The sequence below is a fragment of the Geminicoccaceae bacterium genome (genome assembly GCA_020638465.1).
Classification (GTDB): domain Bacteria; phylum Pseudomonadota; class Alphaproteobacteria; order Geminicoccales; family Geminicoccaceae; genus JAGREO01.
Genome location: JACKIM010000002.1, coordinates 446,715 through 462,764, shown reverse-complemented (window position 1 = coordinate 462,764; position 16,050 = coordinate 446,715). Strand labels below are relative to the sequence as shown.

Below are 16,050 nucleotides of genomic sequence, written 5' to 3'. Positions count from 1 at the left end.
GTTGAAGGTGCCATGGAGGAACGACAAGGCATGAACGGGGATCTCGAAGGACTATTGGTCGTTTCCGTGGAACAGGCCGTGGCGGCTCCCTATGCCGCGTGCAAGCTCGCCGATGCGGGAGCGCGGGTGATCAAGGTCGAGCGGCCCGAAGGAGACTTTGCCCGGCGCTATGACAATCTCGCAGCAGGGAACAGTGCCTATTTCGTATGGCTCAATCGAGGCAAGGAATCGATCTGTCTCGATCTGAAGAATGATGGCGACCGGGAGTTGCTCAGGCGGATGATCGCCCGCGCCGACGTCTTCATCCAGAACCTTGCGCCGGGTGCGACGGAGCGCCTGGGACTGGGCGCTGAAAGCCTGCACAGTCAGTTTCCCCAGTTGGTGATTTGTGGAATTTCGGGTTATGGCACGGAGGGACCGGGCAAGGACCTCAAGGCCTACGACCTGCTCGTGCAGGCCGAAAGTGGACTCGCGCAGATCAACGGAACGGCCGAGGGGCCTGCACGGGTCGGGGTCTCGGTCTGCGACATTGCGGCAGGCATGACCGCCTTCCAGGCCATTCTGCAGGCCCTGTTCGCCCGCGAACGAAGCGGGGCGGGGCGGATCATCGAGGTGTCCCTGTTCCATGCCATGGCCGACTGGATGAATGTGCCCTATCTGCAACACAGATATGGCGGCCATACACCGCCACGCATGGGCCTCAATCACCCGACCATTGCCCCGTATGGAGTTTATCCCTGTGGCGATGGTCGCGAAGTGCTGATCTCCATCCAGAACGAGCGGGAATGGGCCAAGCTGTGCAGCGACATTCTCGGCGATGGGACAATCGCCACCGATCCCAGATTCGGCGACAACAGCGCCCGCGTCGCCAACCGCCCTGCCCTCGATGAGGTCATCCGCAAATCCTTCGGCCTTCGAAGCCGCGACCAACTGGTCGAGGAACTCAAGACGGCCGGTATCGCATTCGGCCGCCTGAGTTCGCTGGACGACCTTGAACACCATCCGCAGGCGCGATTCCTCGCGGTTCGAACCGAAGGGCAGGAACTGCAGCTGCTCTCGCCGGGTGCCGTCGTGCGCGGCGAGGCGATGAGCGTCGGTCCCGTGCCGCGGCTGGGCGAGCACGGTGACAAGGTGCGCTCCGAATTCTCCTGAATGCAGGCGATATGGAAATCCTCCATATCGCTCAACGGTCCTCGCCAAGATCCCGATAGAGTTCTATCGTCATTCAGGTCAGGGAGAGGTCGCGCATGAATTACGAGGTCTTCATCACCGCTGCCCTTACCGGTGCGGGAGATACCACAGACAAGAGCGACAAGGTGCCGGTGACGCCTGGGGAAATCGCCCGCGATGCGATCGAAGCGGCACGGGCCGGGGCAGCCATCGCCCATTGTCACGTGCGGGATCCGGAGACCGGAAAGCCATCCCGACGGGTGGAACTCTACCGCGAGGTCGTCGATCGGGTGCGCTCCGCCGATGTCGATGTCGTCCTCAATCTCACCGCCGGGATGGGGGGCGACCTGATGCTGGGCGGGGTCGACCACCCCCTGCCGCTCAACGCCGAAGGTACGGACATGGCGGGGGCAGAGGAACGCCTGGAGCATGTCAGCGAGTTGCTGCCCGAGATCTGCACGCTCGACTGCGGCACGATGAACTTCGCCGAGGGCGACTACGTCATGACCAATACGCCCGCCATGTTGCGGGCGATGGCCGCACGCATCCAGAAGGCCGGCGTCCGGCCGGAGGTCGAGGTGTTCGACACCGGCCATCTGGTCATGGCCAGACAATTGCTCAAGGAAGGATTGATCGACGAGCCGTTCCTCGTCCAGCTATGCACCGGCATCCCCTACGGCGCGCCCGACGATCCCGGCACATTGCTGGCAATGGTCAACCAGCTTCCCCCGGGTACGGTGTTCTCCGCCTTTTCCATCGGCCGGATGCAGCTTCCCTTCGTTGCCATGGCCGCCCTTGCGGGAGGCAATGTCCGTGTCGGCCTTGAGGACAACATCTACCTTTCGCGCGGCATCCTGGCTACCAACGCCCAGCTGGTCGAGCGGGCGGCGACGATCCTGACCGCCATGGGCGCGCGGATTGTCGGCCCTTCCGAGGTCAGGGAGAAACTCCGCTTGAGGAAATTCGCATGACCAGGATCGGCCTCATCGGTGGCGGAGTGATCGGTGGCGGCTGGGCGGCGCGCTTCTCGCTGCACGGACATGACGTGAAGCTGTTCGATCCTGCGGCGAATGCCCGATCCATGATCGACAGACAGCTGGCCAATGCGCGAGGGGCCTACGGGCAATTGGGCTGGCTCGACCGCGAAGCCGGAAAGGTCGACCTCGTCGACAACATCGCCGCTGCCGTCGGTAATGCCGGTTTCATCCAGGAATCGGTGCCCGAGCGGCTGGAGCTCAAGCAGGAGATACTGGCTGAAATATCGCGGCATGCTCCGGCTGACACCGTGATCGCATCATCGACCTCCGGCCTTCGTCCCAGTGATTTGCAAAAAGATATGGTTCACCCCGGGCGGTTCGTTGTCGGCCATCCGTTCGTGCCTCCCTACCTGGTGCCACTGGTCGAGGTCTGCGGCGGAGCGGCAACCTCGAACGAGGCAAAGGAGAAGGCCATCGCGCTCTATCGCAGCGTCGCCATGCGGCCGCTGCACGTGCGCAACGAGGTCGACGGGTTCATTGCCGACCGCCTGATGGAGGCGATGTGGCGCGAAGCGCTCTGGCTCGTGCATGACGGGGTCGCTACCGCGGAAGAGATCGACGACGCGATCCGCTTCGGGCCGGGTCTGCGCTGGGCGTTCTTCGGACCCTTCCTCACCTACCGGGTCGGCGGTGGCGAAGCGGGCATGCGGCATTTCATGGAACAGTTCGGGCCGAGCCTGAAATGGCCATGGACGAAGCTGATGGATACTCCGGAACTCGATGATGCGTTGCTCGACCGCATCTGCGAACAATCGGATGCCCAGGCCGGCGGCCTGCCGGTGAGCCACTTCGAGACGATGCGGGACAACTGCCTGGTCGAGATCATGAAGGGTCTCGCCACCCGGGACTTCGGCGCCGGCGAGGTCCTGAATGCCCGGGCGGGACGTCCATGAACCTTGCACTCACCGATGAACAGGAGCTGATCGTCGATACGGTGCGTAACTTCGTCGAACGGGAACTTTATCCACTCGAAGCCGAAGTCGAGCGCACCGGAAAAGTACCGGTCGAGATCGGTCGCGATATCCAGCGCAAAGTCCGGGAACTGGGCTTCTACGCACCCAACATCCCCGAAGCGTTCGGCGGCGGCGGGCTGGACAACCTGGCATTCACGCTGCTCGAACGCGAACTCGGGCGTGCGTCCTATGCCCTGTCCGTGTTCTGGGGGCGTCCTTCGGGGATCCTCTGCGCCTGCGACGACGTTCAGCGCGAACGCTACCTTGCGCCCTGCGTGCGGGGCGAGAAGATCGACTGCCTGGCCATGACGGAACCCGATGCAGGCTCCGATGTACGCGGCATGCGCTGTTCAGCGAAACCCGACGGGTCGGACTGGATCATCAATGGCACAAAACACTTCATCAGCCATGCCGATATCGCCGATTTCGTGATCCTGTTTGCCGCAACCGGCGAGGACGACTCGCCACGCGGCCCCAGGAAGCGCATCACCTGTTTTCTCGTGGACAAGGGAACTCCCGGATTCGAGATTCTCCCCGGCTACAACTCGGTTTCGCATCGCGGTTATCACAACTGCGTACTGTCCTTCGATAACTGCCGTGTGCCGGCCGGAGCCATTCTCGGAGAGGAAGGCCGCGGCTTCGATCTGGCCAATGAGTGGCTGTTCGCGACCCGCATCACCGTGGCGGCCATGAGCGTGGGTCGGGCACGGCGGGTCTTCGACCAGGCCCTGCACTGGGCAGCCGGGCGCCGGCAATTCGGGCAGCCCATCGGCAGGTTCCAGGGCACCTCTTTCAAGCTTGCCGACATGATCACCGAAATCGACGCTGCCGATCTCCTCACGTTGATGGCGGCATGGCGTCTCGATCAGGGGCTCGAATCCAATCGCGAGATTGCCTCGGCCAAGCTCTACGCCACTGAAATGCTGGCACGCGTCACCGATCACACCCTGCAGATATTCGGCGGAATGGGGCTCATGGCCGAAACCGGCATCGAGCGCTTCTGGCGCGATGCGCGGGTCGAGCGGATCTGGGAAGGAACCTCGGAGATCCAGCGGCACATCATCAGCCGGGATCTCCTTCGCCCTCTGGGGGCATGAAATGGACAGACCATCGCTCGACCGGCTGCTGCATCCCCGATCGATCGCGGTAATCGGCGGCGCGATCGCGGCGTCCGTCATCCGCACCCTGCGCCGGAGCGGCTATGGTGGCCAGATCCGCGCCGTCCACCCCGACCATGACGAGATCGAGGGCATTGCTGCAGTCCCCGGTATCACCGATCTCGACATCTCGCCTGATGCTGCCTTTGTTGCCGTCAACCGCAAGGCCAGCATCGACATCATGGCCGAACTTCGCGTGAAGCGTGCCGGCGGCGCAATCGCCTACGCATCCGGCTATCGCGAGACAGGTACGATCGGTGCGGTGCTCGAACGCAACCTGGTCGAAGCCGCCGGCAGAATGCCGGTCATCGGTCCGAATGCTTACGGCTTCATCAACTATCTCGACGGTGCAGCCCTGTGGCTGGACCATCACGGCGGCAAGCCTTGCCGACGCGGCGTCGCCATCATCGGCCAGTCGAGCAACATTCTCATCAACATGACCATGCAACGGCGTGGACTGCCGATCGCCTTTGTCATCGCACTGGGCAATCAGGCCAGCGTCGATGCGGCCGATCTTGTCGAAGCCCTGCTCGACGACGACCGGATAACGGCCATTGGCCTGCATCTCGAAGGGATATCCCGGGCGACCGCCCTAGCCGGTGCCGTGGAACACGCGCGATCGGAGAATCGCCCCGTGGTAGTCCTCAAATCGGGGCGCAGCGAAGCCGGAGCGCGGCAGGTGGTGAGTCATACCGCAACGATCACCGGCAGCGACGACGTGCTCGACGCCTGGTTGCGGCGTATCGGTGCGGCCCGTGTCGACTCGATCGGCGCCTTCCTCGAAACACTCAAGCTCCTGCATGTACATGGTGCCCTGCCCGGCCGCAGCCTGGTATCTTTGAGCTGTTCCGGTGGCGAGGCGGCGCTGGTGGCCGATGCCGCATCATCGCGGGACATCGACCTCAGTCCCTTCGACGATGACGATGTCGAGCGTATTGCAGCGACGACCAATCCGCTCGTGACGATCGGCAATCCCTTCGACTATCATACCTTCGACTGGCTCAGGCCGGAGCGTCTCGAACGAACCTTCGAGGCGACAATGCGAGGTGGCCACGCCCTCGCAGCACTCGTGCTCGACATGCCGCGCACAGACCGTTGTCCCGATCAAGAATGGCGTGCGGTGCTCGATGCGTGGATCAGGGCCGGCGACGCGGCCGGCAAGCGCATTGCCGTGGTCTCCAGCCTGCCGGAAGCCATGCCCGAAATGTTGGCGGAAAGCCTCGTCGAGCGCGGTATCGTCCCGCTTTGCGGCATCGAGGACAGTCTCGACGCGGTGGCGGCGGCGGCATTCATCGGCAGCCATGCCGGATCGCCGGTCATCAATCGCGATGACGGGAACGAATGCGATGGGCCGCCATCCCCGGCTGATGAAGGACGTCCCGTGCGCAGCTTCGACGAGGCCGAGGCCAAGCGGCTGATCGCGGCTTACGGGATCGCGATTCCGGTCGGCCGCCCCGTCGCCTCGCCGCAGGACGCCATCGATGCCGCCGCCGATATCGGAGGTGCGGTCGTCCTCAAGGCCCTGAGCGCCGAGATCGCCCACAAGAGCGCGAGAGGTGGCGTGCATCTCGACCTGCGCGACCCCGGAAGCATCGACCTCGCCACGCGCGCACTCCTGGAAATCTCGGCGCGCGTCCTCGTCGAACGGATGATCCGTGGAACCGTCGGTGAACTGCTGGTCGGGATTCGCCACGATCCGGCCCTGGGGTTATACCTCGTGATCGGTTCGGGCGGCACATTGGTCGAGTGGTTCAATGATCGACAGGTGCTGATCATCCCCGAAACGGAAGAAAGTATCCGCAAGGCCATCGGCCGGCTGCGCGTGGCACGTCGCCTCGCGGGCGACGGTCCGGGTCGTGCGGGCGATATCGATGCGACGGTCGAAGCAATCCTGGCGCTGCAGCGCTTCGCCCTCGCCCATGAACGGCAACTCGTTGAACTGGAGATCAACCCGCTCATCGTGACGGCCAGCAAGGCCGTGGCGGCCGATGCCATCTTGCGGATGTACCCTGCGGAGAAATCATGACCGTTCGTACCGAACAACGCGACAGGACCCTCATCGTCACCCTCGACCGGCCCAAGGCCAATGCCATTGATGCGGCCACCAGTCGCGAGCTCGGACGGGTCTTTGCGTCCTTTCGCGACGATACCGGCCTTCGGGTCGCCATCGTCACCGGCGGGGGCGAAAAGTTCTTTTCGGCCGGATGGGACCTCAAGGCCGTGGCTGCCGGCGATGAGCGCCCGGATCAGGATTATGGCGTCGGTGGATTTGGCGGGCTTCAGGAGCTTCCCGGCCTGAACAAGCCGGTGATCGCCGCCCTCAACGGCATGACCGTCGGCGGCGGGTTCGAACTGGCACTGGCCTGCGACCTGATCATCGCCGCCGAGCACGTCCGCCTGGCCCTTCCGGAGATCCGGGCCGGCACGCTGGCCGATGCCGCCACCATCAAGCTGCCGCGACGCCTCCCGTTCCATGTGGCCATGGACATGCTGTTTACCGGTCGATGGATGGATGCCGGAGAAGCCCACCACTTCGGACTGGTCAACGAGGTCGTGCCGGCCGGGAAGTTGCTCGAACGCGCACTGGAAATCGCGGGGCTGCTCGCCGGAGGCCCGCCTTTGGTCTTTGCCGCCATCAAGGAAACGCTGCGGGAAACCGGCCATCTGCCGTTTCAGCAGGCCATGGACATGGTGACCGGCAAACGGATCGCCACCGTCCGGCAGCTCTACGAAAGCGAGGACCAGCTTGAGGGCGCGAAGGCATTCGCCGAAAAGCGGGAGCCTGTCTGGCGTGGAAAATAATTCTACCTATAGTAGAATTTGTGGTTTTTCAGACACTGTTGATGATATAAATCGGCTCGGCGATCAGGACATCCGGCCGTCGGGTCTTAACCAAAGATTCATACGATTGTGAGATGAATGATCCCGAGGACGAAACCGTAATGCTCTTGCGGCAATCGTTCCTCAAGAATTCATGTTCGACAAGTGGATGGCATAGCGTGCAGTTGACAATCGACCATGGCGGCAAGACCCACGGCCGTTCAGGGCCGCCCCGCTCGGACTGGCTCTCGCCGCAGGTGGTCGTCGGGCTGGTGCGGCTGGCCGACGCCATCGTGATCGTCCTTGCCGGATTCCTGTCGCACTACATGCGGTTCAGCGGCAATGCGCCCGTCGCCTTCACCTATTACTCGTTGGCGCTTAGCGTCGTTCTCGCCATCAATTCCTTCCAGCTCGCCGGCATCTACAACTTCAAGCACCTTCCCTCGCTCTACGAGCAGGCCAAGCGGCTCATCATGGTCTGGCCGCTGGTCGTCGCCCTCATGCTCGCGCTGGGCTTCATGGCGCAGATCCTGGACGAGGTCTCTCGCGCCTGGGTGGCCCTGTGGCTGGTGACAGGCTTCATCATGCTGATCGGCCTGCGGATCGGCCTGCGGCTGCAGCTCAGGGCCTGGTACAATACCGGCCGCCTTCACCGCAACGTCGTCGTGATTGGCGCGGGCGAGCATGGGAGACGCTTCGTCGAGAACCTTCAAAAGGCCGATCCCGGCGTCAATCTCATCGGCCTGTTCGATGACCGCAAGGATCGCGTTCCCGACTATGTCGCCGGTTATCCCGTTTTGGGGACACTCGATGACCTGTTGATGTTCGCCCGCGAGCACCGGGTCGACCAGGTGGTTGTCGCCCTGCCCTGGAGTGCGGAGGGCCGGCTCTTCAACTGGATGCGCAAGCTCCGGAACCTGCCGGTCGACATCCGCCTCTGTCCCGACGTCATCGGCCTTGATATCCCCAACATGGAAATGTCCCAGCTGGGCGGCGTTCCCGTCATCAATGTCTCGGAGAAGCCGCTCGCCGGATGGGACTGGATCGTCAAGGCCGTGGAGGACCGCATCCTCGCCACCGTTATCCTGTTCCTGATCTCGCCGGTCATGATCGCCGTGGCGCTGGCCGTGAAGCTCACCTCCAAGGGCCCGATCCTGTTCAAGCAGAAGCGCTACGGCTTCAATAACGAGATCATCGAGGTCTATAAATTCCGCTCGATGTATGTGGAAACCTGCGAGGATGGTGCCATCGTCCGCCAGGCGAAGAAGGATGACGACCGTATCACTCGTGTGGGACGCTTCATCCGCCGCACCAGTCTCGACGAACTTCCCCAGTTCCTCAATGTCCTCCTCGGAGACATGTCGATCGTCGGTCCGCGTCCGCACGCCGTCGCCCACAACGAACAATATGCCCGCCTGATCGACGAATATCTCGCCCGTCACAAGGTCAAGCCCGGCATTACCGGCTGGGCCCAGGTCAATGGCCTGCGCGGCGAGACCGACACACTGGAAAAGATGGAGCGCCGCGTCCAGTACGATCTCTTCTATATCGAACGCTGGTCGCTGGCCTTCGACCTGCGAATCATCCTGCTGACCATCTTCGTCGGCTTCGCCCACCCCAACGCCTACTGAACCCGAAAATTTCGAAACCGCGAACGCGGAAGAAGGTCATTCGAGAAAACTCCTATGTCAGTCTGGCAGTTGCCCAGGACCATGCCGTAGCGACTATTTTTTCCAAGGCACTGTCGAATACAATTTCCAGATCGTTCTTTGCCAACGATATATCGGCGACAAGAAAAGGAGGATCTCCAGATCTCCGGGATTCAACGGTGTGAGGTACGTTCCTTCCCGATATCTTCTCGATACAATTTATGACCTGATGAACCGAGTGACCACACCCCGAACCGAGATTCACGACCAGGGGCTCTCCGCCTCGCAATAAATGGTCGAGGGCCCGCACATGTGCGGAGGCCAGTTCGCTTACATGAACATAGTCACGAATTGCGGTACCGTCTTCCGTGGGATAATCGTCGCCAAAGATCCGAAGCGGCGGACGGCGCCCCAGGACAGCGTCGATCGCCAGGGGAATCAGGTGCGTTTCGACGATACGACACTCGCCGATCTCGCCGTCGGGATCGGCACCGGCCGCATTGAAATAGCGAAGGGCAGCATACCGCAGGCCATAGGCCATCGCATGGTCGGCGAGGATCCGTTCGACCATCAGCTTTGACGCACCATAGGGATTGACAGGAACGGTGGGCGTATCCTCCCTGATCGGCAGGGCTGCGGCATTGCCATATACGGCACAAGTACTGGAAAAAACAAAATGTCGGCAATCTGCCGCCCTGCATGCATCGAGGAGATTGAGTGTGCCGACGATGTTATTGCGGTAATAGCGGGACGGGTGCCGCATCGACTCGCCAACCAGCGCATCTGCTGCGAAATGCAGGACACCGATCGGTGCATATCTCCTGAAGACATCCGATAATTGCTCGGGACGATGCATGTCGGCGAGTTCCAAGGGCCCCCACTTCACCGCCCACCGATTCCCTGTCGAAAGATTGTCGACAACGACAGGCCTGTAGCCCGCCTTGGCGAGGGCCTTGCAGGCGTGACTGCCCACGTAGCCGGCACCACCCACGACGACGACATTGCGTTCCATCGGATCGACCATTCTGCTGATCAGCTGACGGGCATTTCAGTCAGATGCCTGGCGAAAAATTCAATCGTCCGGTCAAGTCCTTCGGCCAGCGCCACCGTCGGCGCCCACCCCAGCAACATCTTCGCACGGTCGATTTTCGGCTGGCGCTGGCGCGGATCATCCTGGGGAAGAGGCAATTCGATGATATCGGAGGTCGACCCCGTCTTCGCAACGACGAGCTCAGCGAGTTCGCGGATGGAAAACTCCGTCGGATTGCCAAGATTCACGGGTCCGGTGATATCGTCGGGAGACTCCATCAGCCTGATCAGGCCATCCACGAGATCGCTCACATAACAGAACGACCTCGTCTGACTACGGGCCTGTCAGGAATTTCGTGTACGGGCGATGATGATGGAAAGAGAGGAACCATCACATGCCAGCACGCAAGAAGCCTACGCAACGTGAGCGACTGATCGACCAGTTGCTTGTTGGGCAAGATCCCTCGACGCTGTTCGACAAGGGAGGATTGCTTGATGAGCTCAAACGGCAATTGGCCGAGCGGGCGTTGAACGCCGAGATGGATCATCACCTGGCTGGCGAAGCGAGCGAGGGGAAATCCAACAGCCGCAATGGCTACAGCTCCAAGACGGTGATCACGGACAGTGGCAAGTTCGGGATTGCGGTGCCACGTGACCGGTTATCGACCTTTGATCCGCAGCTCATCGCGAAATATCGCCGGCGACTGCCGGGCTTCGACGAAAAGATCATCTCGATGTACGCCCGCGGCATGACGGTCAGGGAGATCCGCGGTCATCTGGACGAGATTTATGGCGTTGACGTCTCCCCCGAGCTGATCAGTGCCGTGACCGACGACATCCTGGACGAGGTTGCCGAATGGCAGAACCGGCCGCTGGAAAGCCTTTATCCGCTGGTCTTTTTCGATGCCTTGAGGGTCAAGATCCGCGACGAGGGGATGGTCCGCAACAAGGCGGTCTATGTCGCGCTCGGCGTTCGGCTCGACGGCCAGAAGGAGATCCTCGGGCTCTGGATCGAACAGACAGAGGGCGCGAAATTCTGGCTGCGGGTGATGAACGAGCTGAAAAACCGGGGCATCGAGGATATCCTGATCGCGATCGTCGATGGCCTGAAGGGGTTTCCGGAGGCGATCACGGCCGTGTTCCCGCAGACCCAGGTCCAGACCTGCATCGTTCATCTGATCCGCAACTCATTGGATTTCGTCAGCTACAAGGACCGCCGGGCCGTCGCCGCCGAGCTGAAGACCGTCTACCGGGCCAAGGACGCCGACGCCGGAATGGCGGCGCTGGAGGCGTTCGATGCTGGAATTTGGGGGCAAAAATACCCGGCCATTGCCATGTCCTGGCGTCGCAACTGGCAGGCCGTCATTCCGTTCTTCGCCTTTGCCGACGACGTTCGCCGGATCATCTACACCACCAACGCGATCGAAGCCCTGAACAGCAAACTGCGACGCGCGGTGCGAACCCGTGGTCATTTCCCGAATGACGAGAGCGCCATGAAGCTGCTCTTCCTGGTCTTGAACCTGGCCGAAAAGGAGTGGAGAATGCCGCCACGCGAATGGGCCATGGCCAAGGCACAGTTCGCCATTCTCTTCGAAGACCGCCTCCGGGCCGCCTGAAAATCATGATCAATTCATCGCCCGTACACGAAATTCCTGACAGGCCCTCTGACTACCGTTTCCATAGATCGAGATCGATTGCCCGGAAAGGGCCTGTACGACGAAATTGGACACGACACGGCCATCGTTGGGATGCATGCGCGGACCATAGGTGTTGAAGATTCGGGCAACCTTGATTTTTACCCCATGCTGCCGATGATAATCGAAGAAAAGTGTTTCAGCACAGCGCTTGCCTTCGTCATAACATGCACGCGGACCGATCGGATTCACATTGCCCCAGTATCCTTCCGGCTGCGGATGAACACTCGGATCGCCATAGATTTCCGAAGTGCTCGCCTGCAGGATTTTGGCCTTTGTCCGCTTCGCCAACCCCAACATGTTGATTGCGCCATGCACACTCGTCTTGGTCGTCTGCACGGGATCGAACTGGTAGTGCACCGGAGAGGCGGGGCAGGCGAGGTTGTAGATCTCGTCGACTTCGACGTAGAGGGGGAAAGTCACGTCATGACGCAGAATTTCAAAGTTCGCCTTTCCCAACAGGTGTATGATGTTGGACCGGCGCCCCGTGTAGTAATTGTCGACGACCAGAACCTCACATCCCTGATCGACGAGACGCTCGCACAAAAAGCTGCCGATAAAGCCAGCCCCTCCGGTCACGAGCACCCTTTTTTGGGAAAATTTTGACATCGACGTTCCTCTTAAACATTAAGCAAGGCCGCCGATCTATCCGGGGCGGCCGCTAACCCGTCGCGATCACCGCTTCGGCCCGACTGATTTCCTTGAGATTTACTTTTTCACCGATGACTATCATGCGCAACGTCAGAAACACAATACGAGTATCCACGAATGGCGATGCGTTATGGATGTAGAACAGATCCAGCGCATTTTTCTGCGATGCGGTCAACATCTGCCCACCATTGACCTGTGCCCATCCCGTAAGGCCGGGGCGTACCGACAGGCGTTCGACCGACAAACTCCGGCCGACCTTGGGTTGATCCTCCTCCAGCAATGGACGAGGGCCAATCAGGGACATGTCTCCTTTCAGGACATTGAAAAGCTGCGGCAATTCATCAAGGCGCGTACGTCGAAGAAACGAACCTACCTTGGACAATCGCAGATCATCGGGAATGAGCTTCCCATCCTTCCCCGCCGGGTCGCGCATCGTGCGGAACTTGTGCAACAGGAAACGACGGCCATGCAGCCCGACCCGCAGTTGGGTGAAAACCGCAGGCTCCCCCAAGGCAAGCCGAACGACTGCCACGATGGCCAGCATCAACGGCGACAGGCAAATCAACACAACGCTGCTCACGGCCAGATCAACCAGCCGCTTTACACGAAAATAGCCGGGAGATACGTCCCTATCCACACTCATTGATGTAATCGTACCTTGCGCATCCTGCTGGGAATGGTTTTTGAACCTCAACAGATCCGGCAACTGATCGACAATCAATCCAGCTCCGACTGCACGCCTGATCAGTTGATCGAGGGCTTCGGGGTCGAAATCCGAGTGCGGCCGCGTCACGATCATGCGGCTTGGAGCGACCCCGGCGACCCTCAATCGCGTGAGGTTTTGCCTGAAATCGTCAAGTCGGCCGAGTATCGGAACGCCCCCCAGCGTACGTCCGGGAGTGGCCGCATCATCCAGGATGCCGACAACCAACAGGCGGCTTGAGGAATCGGACTGGCGTTCGCACAGATGGATGAAAAGCTCTGCCGAATCGCCGCTGCCAACGAGCAATATGGGCATCACCGTGCCCGGCGGACCGTTGCGCGTACCGATGGTCGCCATGGAAGTGCGAGCAAAAAAGCGGGAATAGACAGCACGAGAACCGCACAATCCGACAATAGCCAGCAACCACATGATGATCAGCACGGAGCGAGGCACATTTGAAAGACGATCGAGGAAAAACATCGCCGGCACGAAGACCAAGGTTATCAACGTTACAAATTTTCCCGCTGCAAGCAAATCTGCCAAAGTCGCATAACGCCACATTCCTCGATGAAGAGCCAATATACTGTAGGTAACAATCGTAATGGCCAACAGCGTTACAGTCCCCAATATCATCGCGTCGAACGTTTCAGGGCGCATAAGAGGCCATTCGCGCAAAATGATGGCAAACGGAAAGGCCAGCGTTACCATGGAAATGTCGTACATAACGATAAGAGCTCGTCGCCACGACAACCGCCGCCACCCGAATAACAGGTAGTTCACGTTTGCATTCGACTGTAACTGCATCGATAAAATCCCCCTATTACAACAAGAACATTTCGATATATGCCTATAGAGGTAAAATTAGCCATCAATTGACATAGTACTTGTTATATTTACTATAATATGCATCAATACCTCCATACCCGTATTGTGCATGCCGTTCTATGTCGACCTGAGTGATTACGGCACCCACGATGTCGGCACCGCATGATCGCATTTCCTTGACAGCGTCACCTGCCGTATCCAGCGTGGTCTTTTCCCAGCGGATAACATAGAGGACGGAATCGACCAGTTCCATGATGACCTTGCTGTCGCTGACCCCCAGCACCGGCGGTCCATCGACAACGATGAAATCGTACACCTCGCGCAGATGCTCCAGCAGATCCCTCATCCGTTTCGATCCCAACAATCGACTAGGGTTCGGCGGAGTTCGCCTGACATCGATGACATCGAACTGACCGGCATCATCATGCTTGAGCGCTTCATCGAGTTCGCAATCGCCTGTCAGATACGAAACGAGGCAACCCCGTCCGGCTGTCTCGATCTCGCGCCGAACGCTCGGGTGCCGGAGATCACAATCGAGCAGCAGCACTTTCTTGCCGTCCAGAGCCAGTGCTGCCGCCAGGCTGACGACCAGGCTGGTCTTGCCCTCCGCGGGGACCGATGAGCTGACCTGGATGACCTTGGGGGGATTATCGACATTGTTCAACCTCAGGGCTGTATACAGCGACCGCAAGGTTTCCGTGTAGGTCGACAAGGGTTTGCTGACCAGATATTCATGCAGCTTCTTCCCGTTGCGTTGCCGGCTCGACAGATAGGGAACCAGTCCGAGACAGGGGATGCCCAGGGTCGCCTCGACCTCCTTCCCGCTGCGGATACCATTGTCGAACCTTTCCCGGACGAAGCCCAGCAACACTCCTAGCATGCCGGAAATGACAAAACCGGCCCCGACAAAGAACAGCGGACTGCGGGAACTTGGCGACGATGGAACGATGGCGGGCGCTATCACACGTCCATTCGCTTCCACGACCGCTTGTTGTTCACGGGTTTCCTTGTAGCGCTGCAGGAAGGTTTCATAGAGGCTGCGACTGGCCTGCGCCTCCCGGTCCAGCCTTCGCAACTCGATCGCGCTTTTTCCCGCTTCTCCGGACTTGGCGATGAGCGCATCCATATCCGACTTGATGGATGCCTCCCTTTCCTTGATAACGGTCAGTTCATTTTCGAGATTGGCGACGATGCGCTTGATCTCGACCTGTACACGCTCCTGAACCTTCTTTTCCTCGGCCACGATATTCTGAATGGCGGGATGCTTGTCGCCATAGACACCACGCAGTTCGGCCTCCTGGCGACGAAGGTTGGATTCATCCTGCCATAATGAAACGATATAGGGCGACTGCAAGACCTCACTGAGACTTTCGAGACTTTCGCCACGTGATTGCAGATCACGGATATAGCGCAATCTGGCCTCGCGTTCCTTGCGCGCAGCCCGGGCATCGACCTGCATGTTGGTCAATTCGGTCATCTGCTGGGAGTTGACCTCGATTCCCGCCCCTTCGATCAAGTCCGACTTTTCGGCGTAATTCTGTACGGCCTCCTCGGAATCGCGAACCTCTTTTTCCAGCTCGACAAGTCGTTGCTCAAGGAATTCGGTCGCACGACCGGTCGCCGTTTTCTTGCGATTCACCTGGTCGTCGATATAAAGATTGACAATTCCATTGGCGACACGCGCCGCCTCGATGGGGTTCGTGGACGTGTAATTGACGGATATCACATACGAATTACGGATTTGATCAACCCTTAGGCGAGAAGCCATCTCTCCTGCCCGATGGTTGCGAATGACCTGCCGTTTTTCTTCATCGGACATCCGGACCGGTTCCGTCGCAACGCCGGTCGCGACAACCCAATCCTCCGGGAGCATTTCTTCGAACGTGGTCCAAAGGCTGCCCACGACGGTTTGCGATTCATCGCGCAGCGAATCGAGGTCCATGCGCTCCGGCGCGTCCTCTATTTCCCTGGCGTACAACCTTTCAGCGACCTGATCGAGGAACCCCCGCGACGTCAGGACACTCATCTCCGTTGCGACCGCCGCCGACCCCGTCACGTCCCCCCCCACGGCACTGCCGAGATCGACCACCTGGTTCCCGGATGCGATCATGAGCAGGGCTTCAGAGGTATAGGACGGCTTTACGTTATATCCCAGGATTGCAGCCACAACCGTGCCAATGGCGGTCACGCTCAGGATGATCGCCTTCCTGCGCCGAAGGAAACGAAAAATCCCGGGCAGATCGAGGTTGATCTCGTCATCATCCACGCCCTGGGGATATGCCGCCCCGTAAGGACTCACATCGGTCACGACTTCGCGCCTCCTCTCAGCGGTAGCAAGCTCACACAGGAAAACACCGCACAT

Annotated in this window: 12 protein-coding genes and 1 pseudogene; 8 read left to right on the top strand and 5 right to left on the bottom strand. The window is 60.1% G+C overall.

The annotated features are described in order from the left end of the window. Positions 1-30: 30 nt before the first annotated feature. The 7 genes from H6851_12565 (at position 31) to H6851_12535 (ending at position 8,768) form a co-directional block, all read left to right on the top strand. On the top strand, positions 31-1,152 hold the full coding sequence (locus tag H6851_12565; GenBank protein ID MCB9944437.1) for a CoA transferase: 1,122 nt from the start codon (positions 31-33) through the stop codon (positions 1,150-1,152). Between the two features lie 95 nt (positions 1,153-1,247). Further along, on the top strand, positions 1,248-2,141 hold the full coding sequence (locus H6851_12560) for a 3-keto-5-aminohexanoate cleavage protein (protein ID MCB9944436.1): 894 nt from the start codon (positions 1,248-1,250) through the stop codon (positions 2,139-2,141). Continuing rightward, positions 2,138-3,100, top strand: coding sequence for an L-carnitine dehydrogenase (locus H6851_12555; GenBank protein MCB9944435.1), 963 nt, complete (start codon positions 2,138-2,140; stop codon positions 3,098-3,100). Before H6851_12560 ends, H6851_12555 begins: the two co-directional genes overlap by 4 nt. Beyond that, positions 3,097-4,257, top strand: a complete 1,161-nt coding sequence (locus H6851_12550; protein MCB9944434.1) for an acyl-CoA dehydrogenase family protein — start codon at positions 3,097-3,099, stop codon at positions 4,255-4,257. The genes H6851_12555 and H6851_12550 overlap by 4 nt, the downstream gene beginning before the upstream one ends. A 1-nt stretch (position 4,258) precedes the next feature. Next, entirely contained in the window at positions 4,259-6,343 is a 2,085-nt protein-coding gene (locus H6851_12545; GenBank protein MCB9944433.1) for an acetate--CoA ligase family protein, read from the top strand. Then, positions 6,340-7,119: a crotonobetainyl-CoA hydratase gene (caiD, locus tag H6851_12540; GenBank protein MCB9944432.1), complete on the top strand. Its 780-nt coding sequence runs from the start codon at positions 6,340-6,342 to the stop codon at positions 7,117-7,119. The genes H6851_12545 and caiD overlap by 4 nt, the downstream gene beginning before the upstream one ends. A 197-nt stretch (positions 7,120-7,316) precedes the next feature. Then, positions 7,317-8,768, top strand: coding sequence for an undecaprenyl-phosphate glucose phosphotransferase (locus H6851_12535; protein ID MCB9944431.1), 1,452 nt, complete (start codon positions 7,317-7,319; stop codon positions 8,766-8,768). Between the two features lie 52 nt (positions 8,769-8,820). Here the strand turns inward: H6851_12535 and galE are convergent, their stop codons facing one another. Beyond that, positions 8,821-9,798 carry a UDP-glucose 4-epimerase GalE gene (galE, locus tag H6851_12530; GenBank protein MCB9944430.1) on the bottom strand — a complete coding sequence of 326 codons (978 nt, stop codon included), beginning with the start codon at positions 9,796-9,798 and terminating at the stop codon, positions 8,821-8,823. Between the two features lie 20 nt (positions 9,799-9,818). Then, positions 9,819-10,127 (bottom strand): hypothetical protein, encoded by a 309-nt coding sequence (locus tag H6851_12525; GenBank protein ID MCB9944429.1) that lies wholly within the window; start codon positions 10,125-10,127, stop codon positions 9,819-9,821. An 83-nt stretch (positions 10,128-10,210) separates the two neighbouring features. Between H6851_12525 and H6851_12520 the strand changes: the two genes are divergently transcribed. After that, positions 10,211-11,431 (top strand): IS256 family transposase, encoded by a 1,221-nt coding sequence (locus H6851_12520; protein MCB9944428.1) that lies wholly within the window; start codon positions 10,211-10,213, stop codon positions 11,429-11,431. A 54-nt stretch (positions 11,432-11,485) separates the two neighbouring features. On the opposite strand, the pseudogene H6851_12515 reads toward H6851_12520, so the two are convergent. From H6851_12515 to H6851_12505, 3 genes and pseudogenes are all read right to left on the bottom strand, one after another. Beyond that, a pseudogene (locus H6851_12515) lies at positions 11,486-12,118 on the bottom strand (GDP-mannose 4,6-dehydratase). 52 nt (positions 12,119-12,170) lie between these two features. Further along, positions 12,171-12,803 (bottom strand): sugar transferase, encoded by a 633-nt coding sequence (locus tag H6851_12510; GenBank protein MCB9944427.1) that lies wholly within the window; start codon positions 12,801-12,803, stop codon positions 12,171-12,173. 928 nt (positions 12,804-13,731) lie between these two features. Continuing rightward, positions 13,732-15,996 carry a polysaccharide biosynthesis tyrosine autokinase gene (locus tag H6851_12505; protein ID MCB9944426.1) on the bottom strand — a complete coding sequence of 755 codons (2,265 nt, stop codon included), beginning with the start codon at positions 15,994-15,996 and terminating at the stop codon, positions 13,732-13,734. Positions 15,997-16,050: the final 54 nt, after the last annotated feature.

What these genes read in the sequence shown, in the direction of transcription:
- galE (MCB9944430.1), bottom strand. Translation starts at nt 9,798, where the DNA reads ATGGAACGCAATGTCGTCGTCGTGGGTGGTGCCGGCTACGTGGGCAGT.
- caiD (MCB9944432.1), top strand. Translation starts at nt 6,340, where the DNA reads ATGACCGTTCGTACCGAACAACGCGACAGGACCCTCATCGTCACCCTC.
- H6851_12560 (MCB9944436.1), top strand. Translation starts at nt 1,248, where the DNA reads ATGAATTACGAGGTCTTCATCACCGCTGCCCTTACCGGTGCGGGAGAT.
- H6851_12520 (MCB9944428.1), top strand. Translation starts at nt 10,211, where the DNA reads ATGCCAGCACGCAAGAAGCCTACGCAACGTGAGCGACTGATCGACCAG.
- H6851_12510 (MCB9944427.1), bottom strand. Translation starts at nt 12,803, where the DNA reads ATGAGTGTGGATAGGGACGTATCTCCCGGCTATTTTCGTGTAAAGCGG.
- H6851_12555 (MCB9944435.1), top strand. Translation starts at nt 2,138, where the DNA reads ATGACCAGGATCGGCCTCATCGGTGGCGGAGTGATCGGTGGCGGCTGG.
- H6851_12550 (MCB9944434.1), top strand. Translation starts at nt 3,097, where the DNA reads ATGAACCTTGCACTCACCGATGAACAGGAGCTGATCGTCGATACGGTG.
- H6851_12565 (MCB9944437.1), top strand. Translation starts at nt 31, where the DNA reads ATGAACGGGGATCTCGAAGGACTATTGGTCGTTTCCGTGGAACAGGCC.
- H6851_12545 (MCB9944433.1), top strand. Translation starts at nt 4,259, where the DNA reads ATGGACAGACCATCGCTCGACCGGCTGCTGCATCCCCGATCGATCGCG.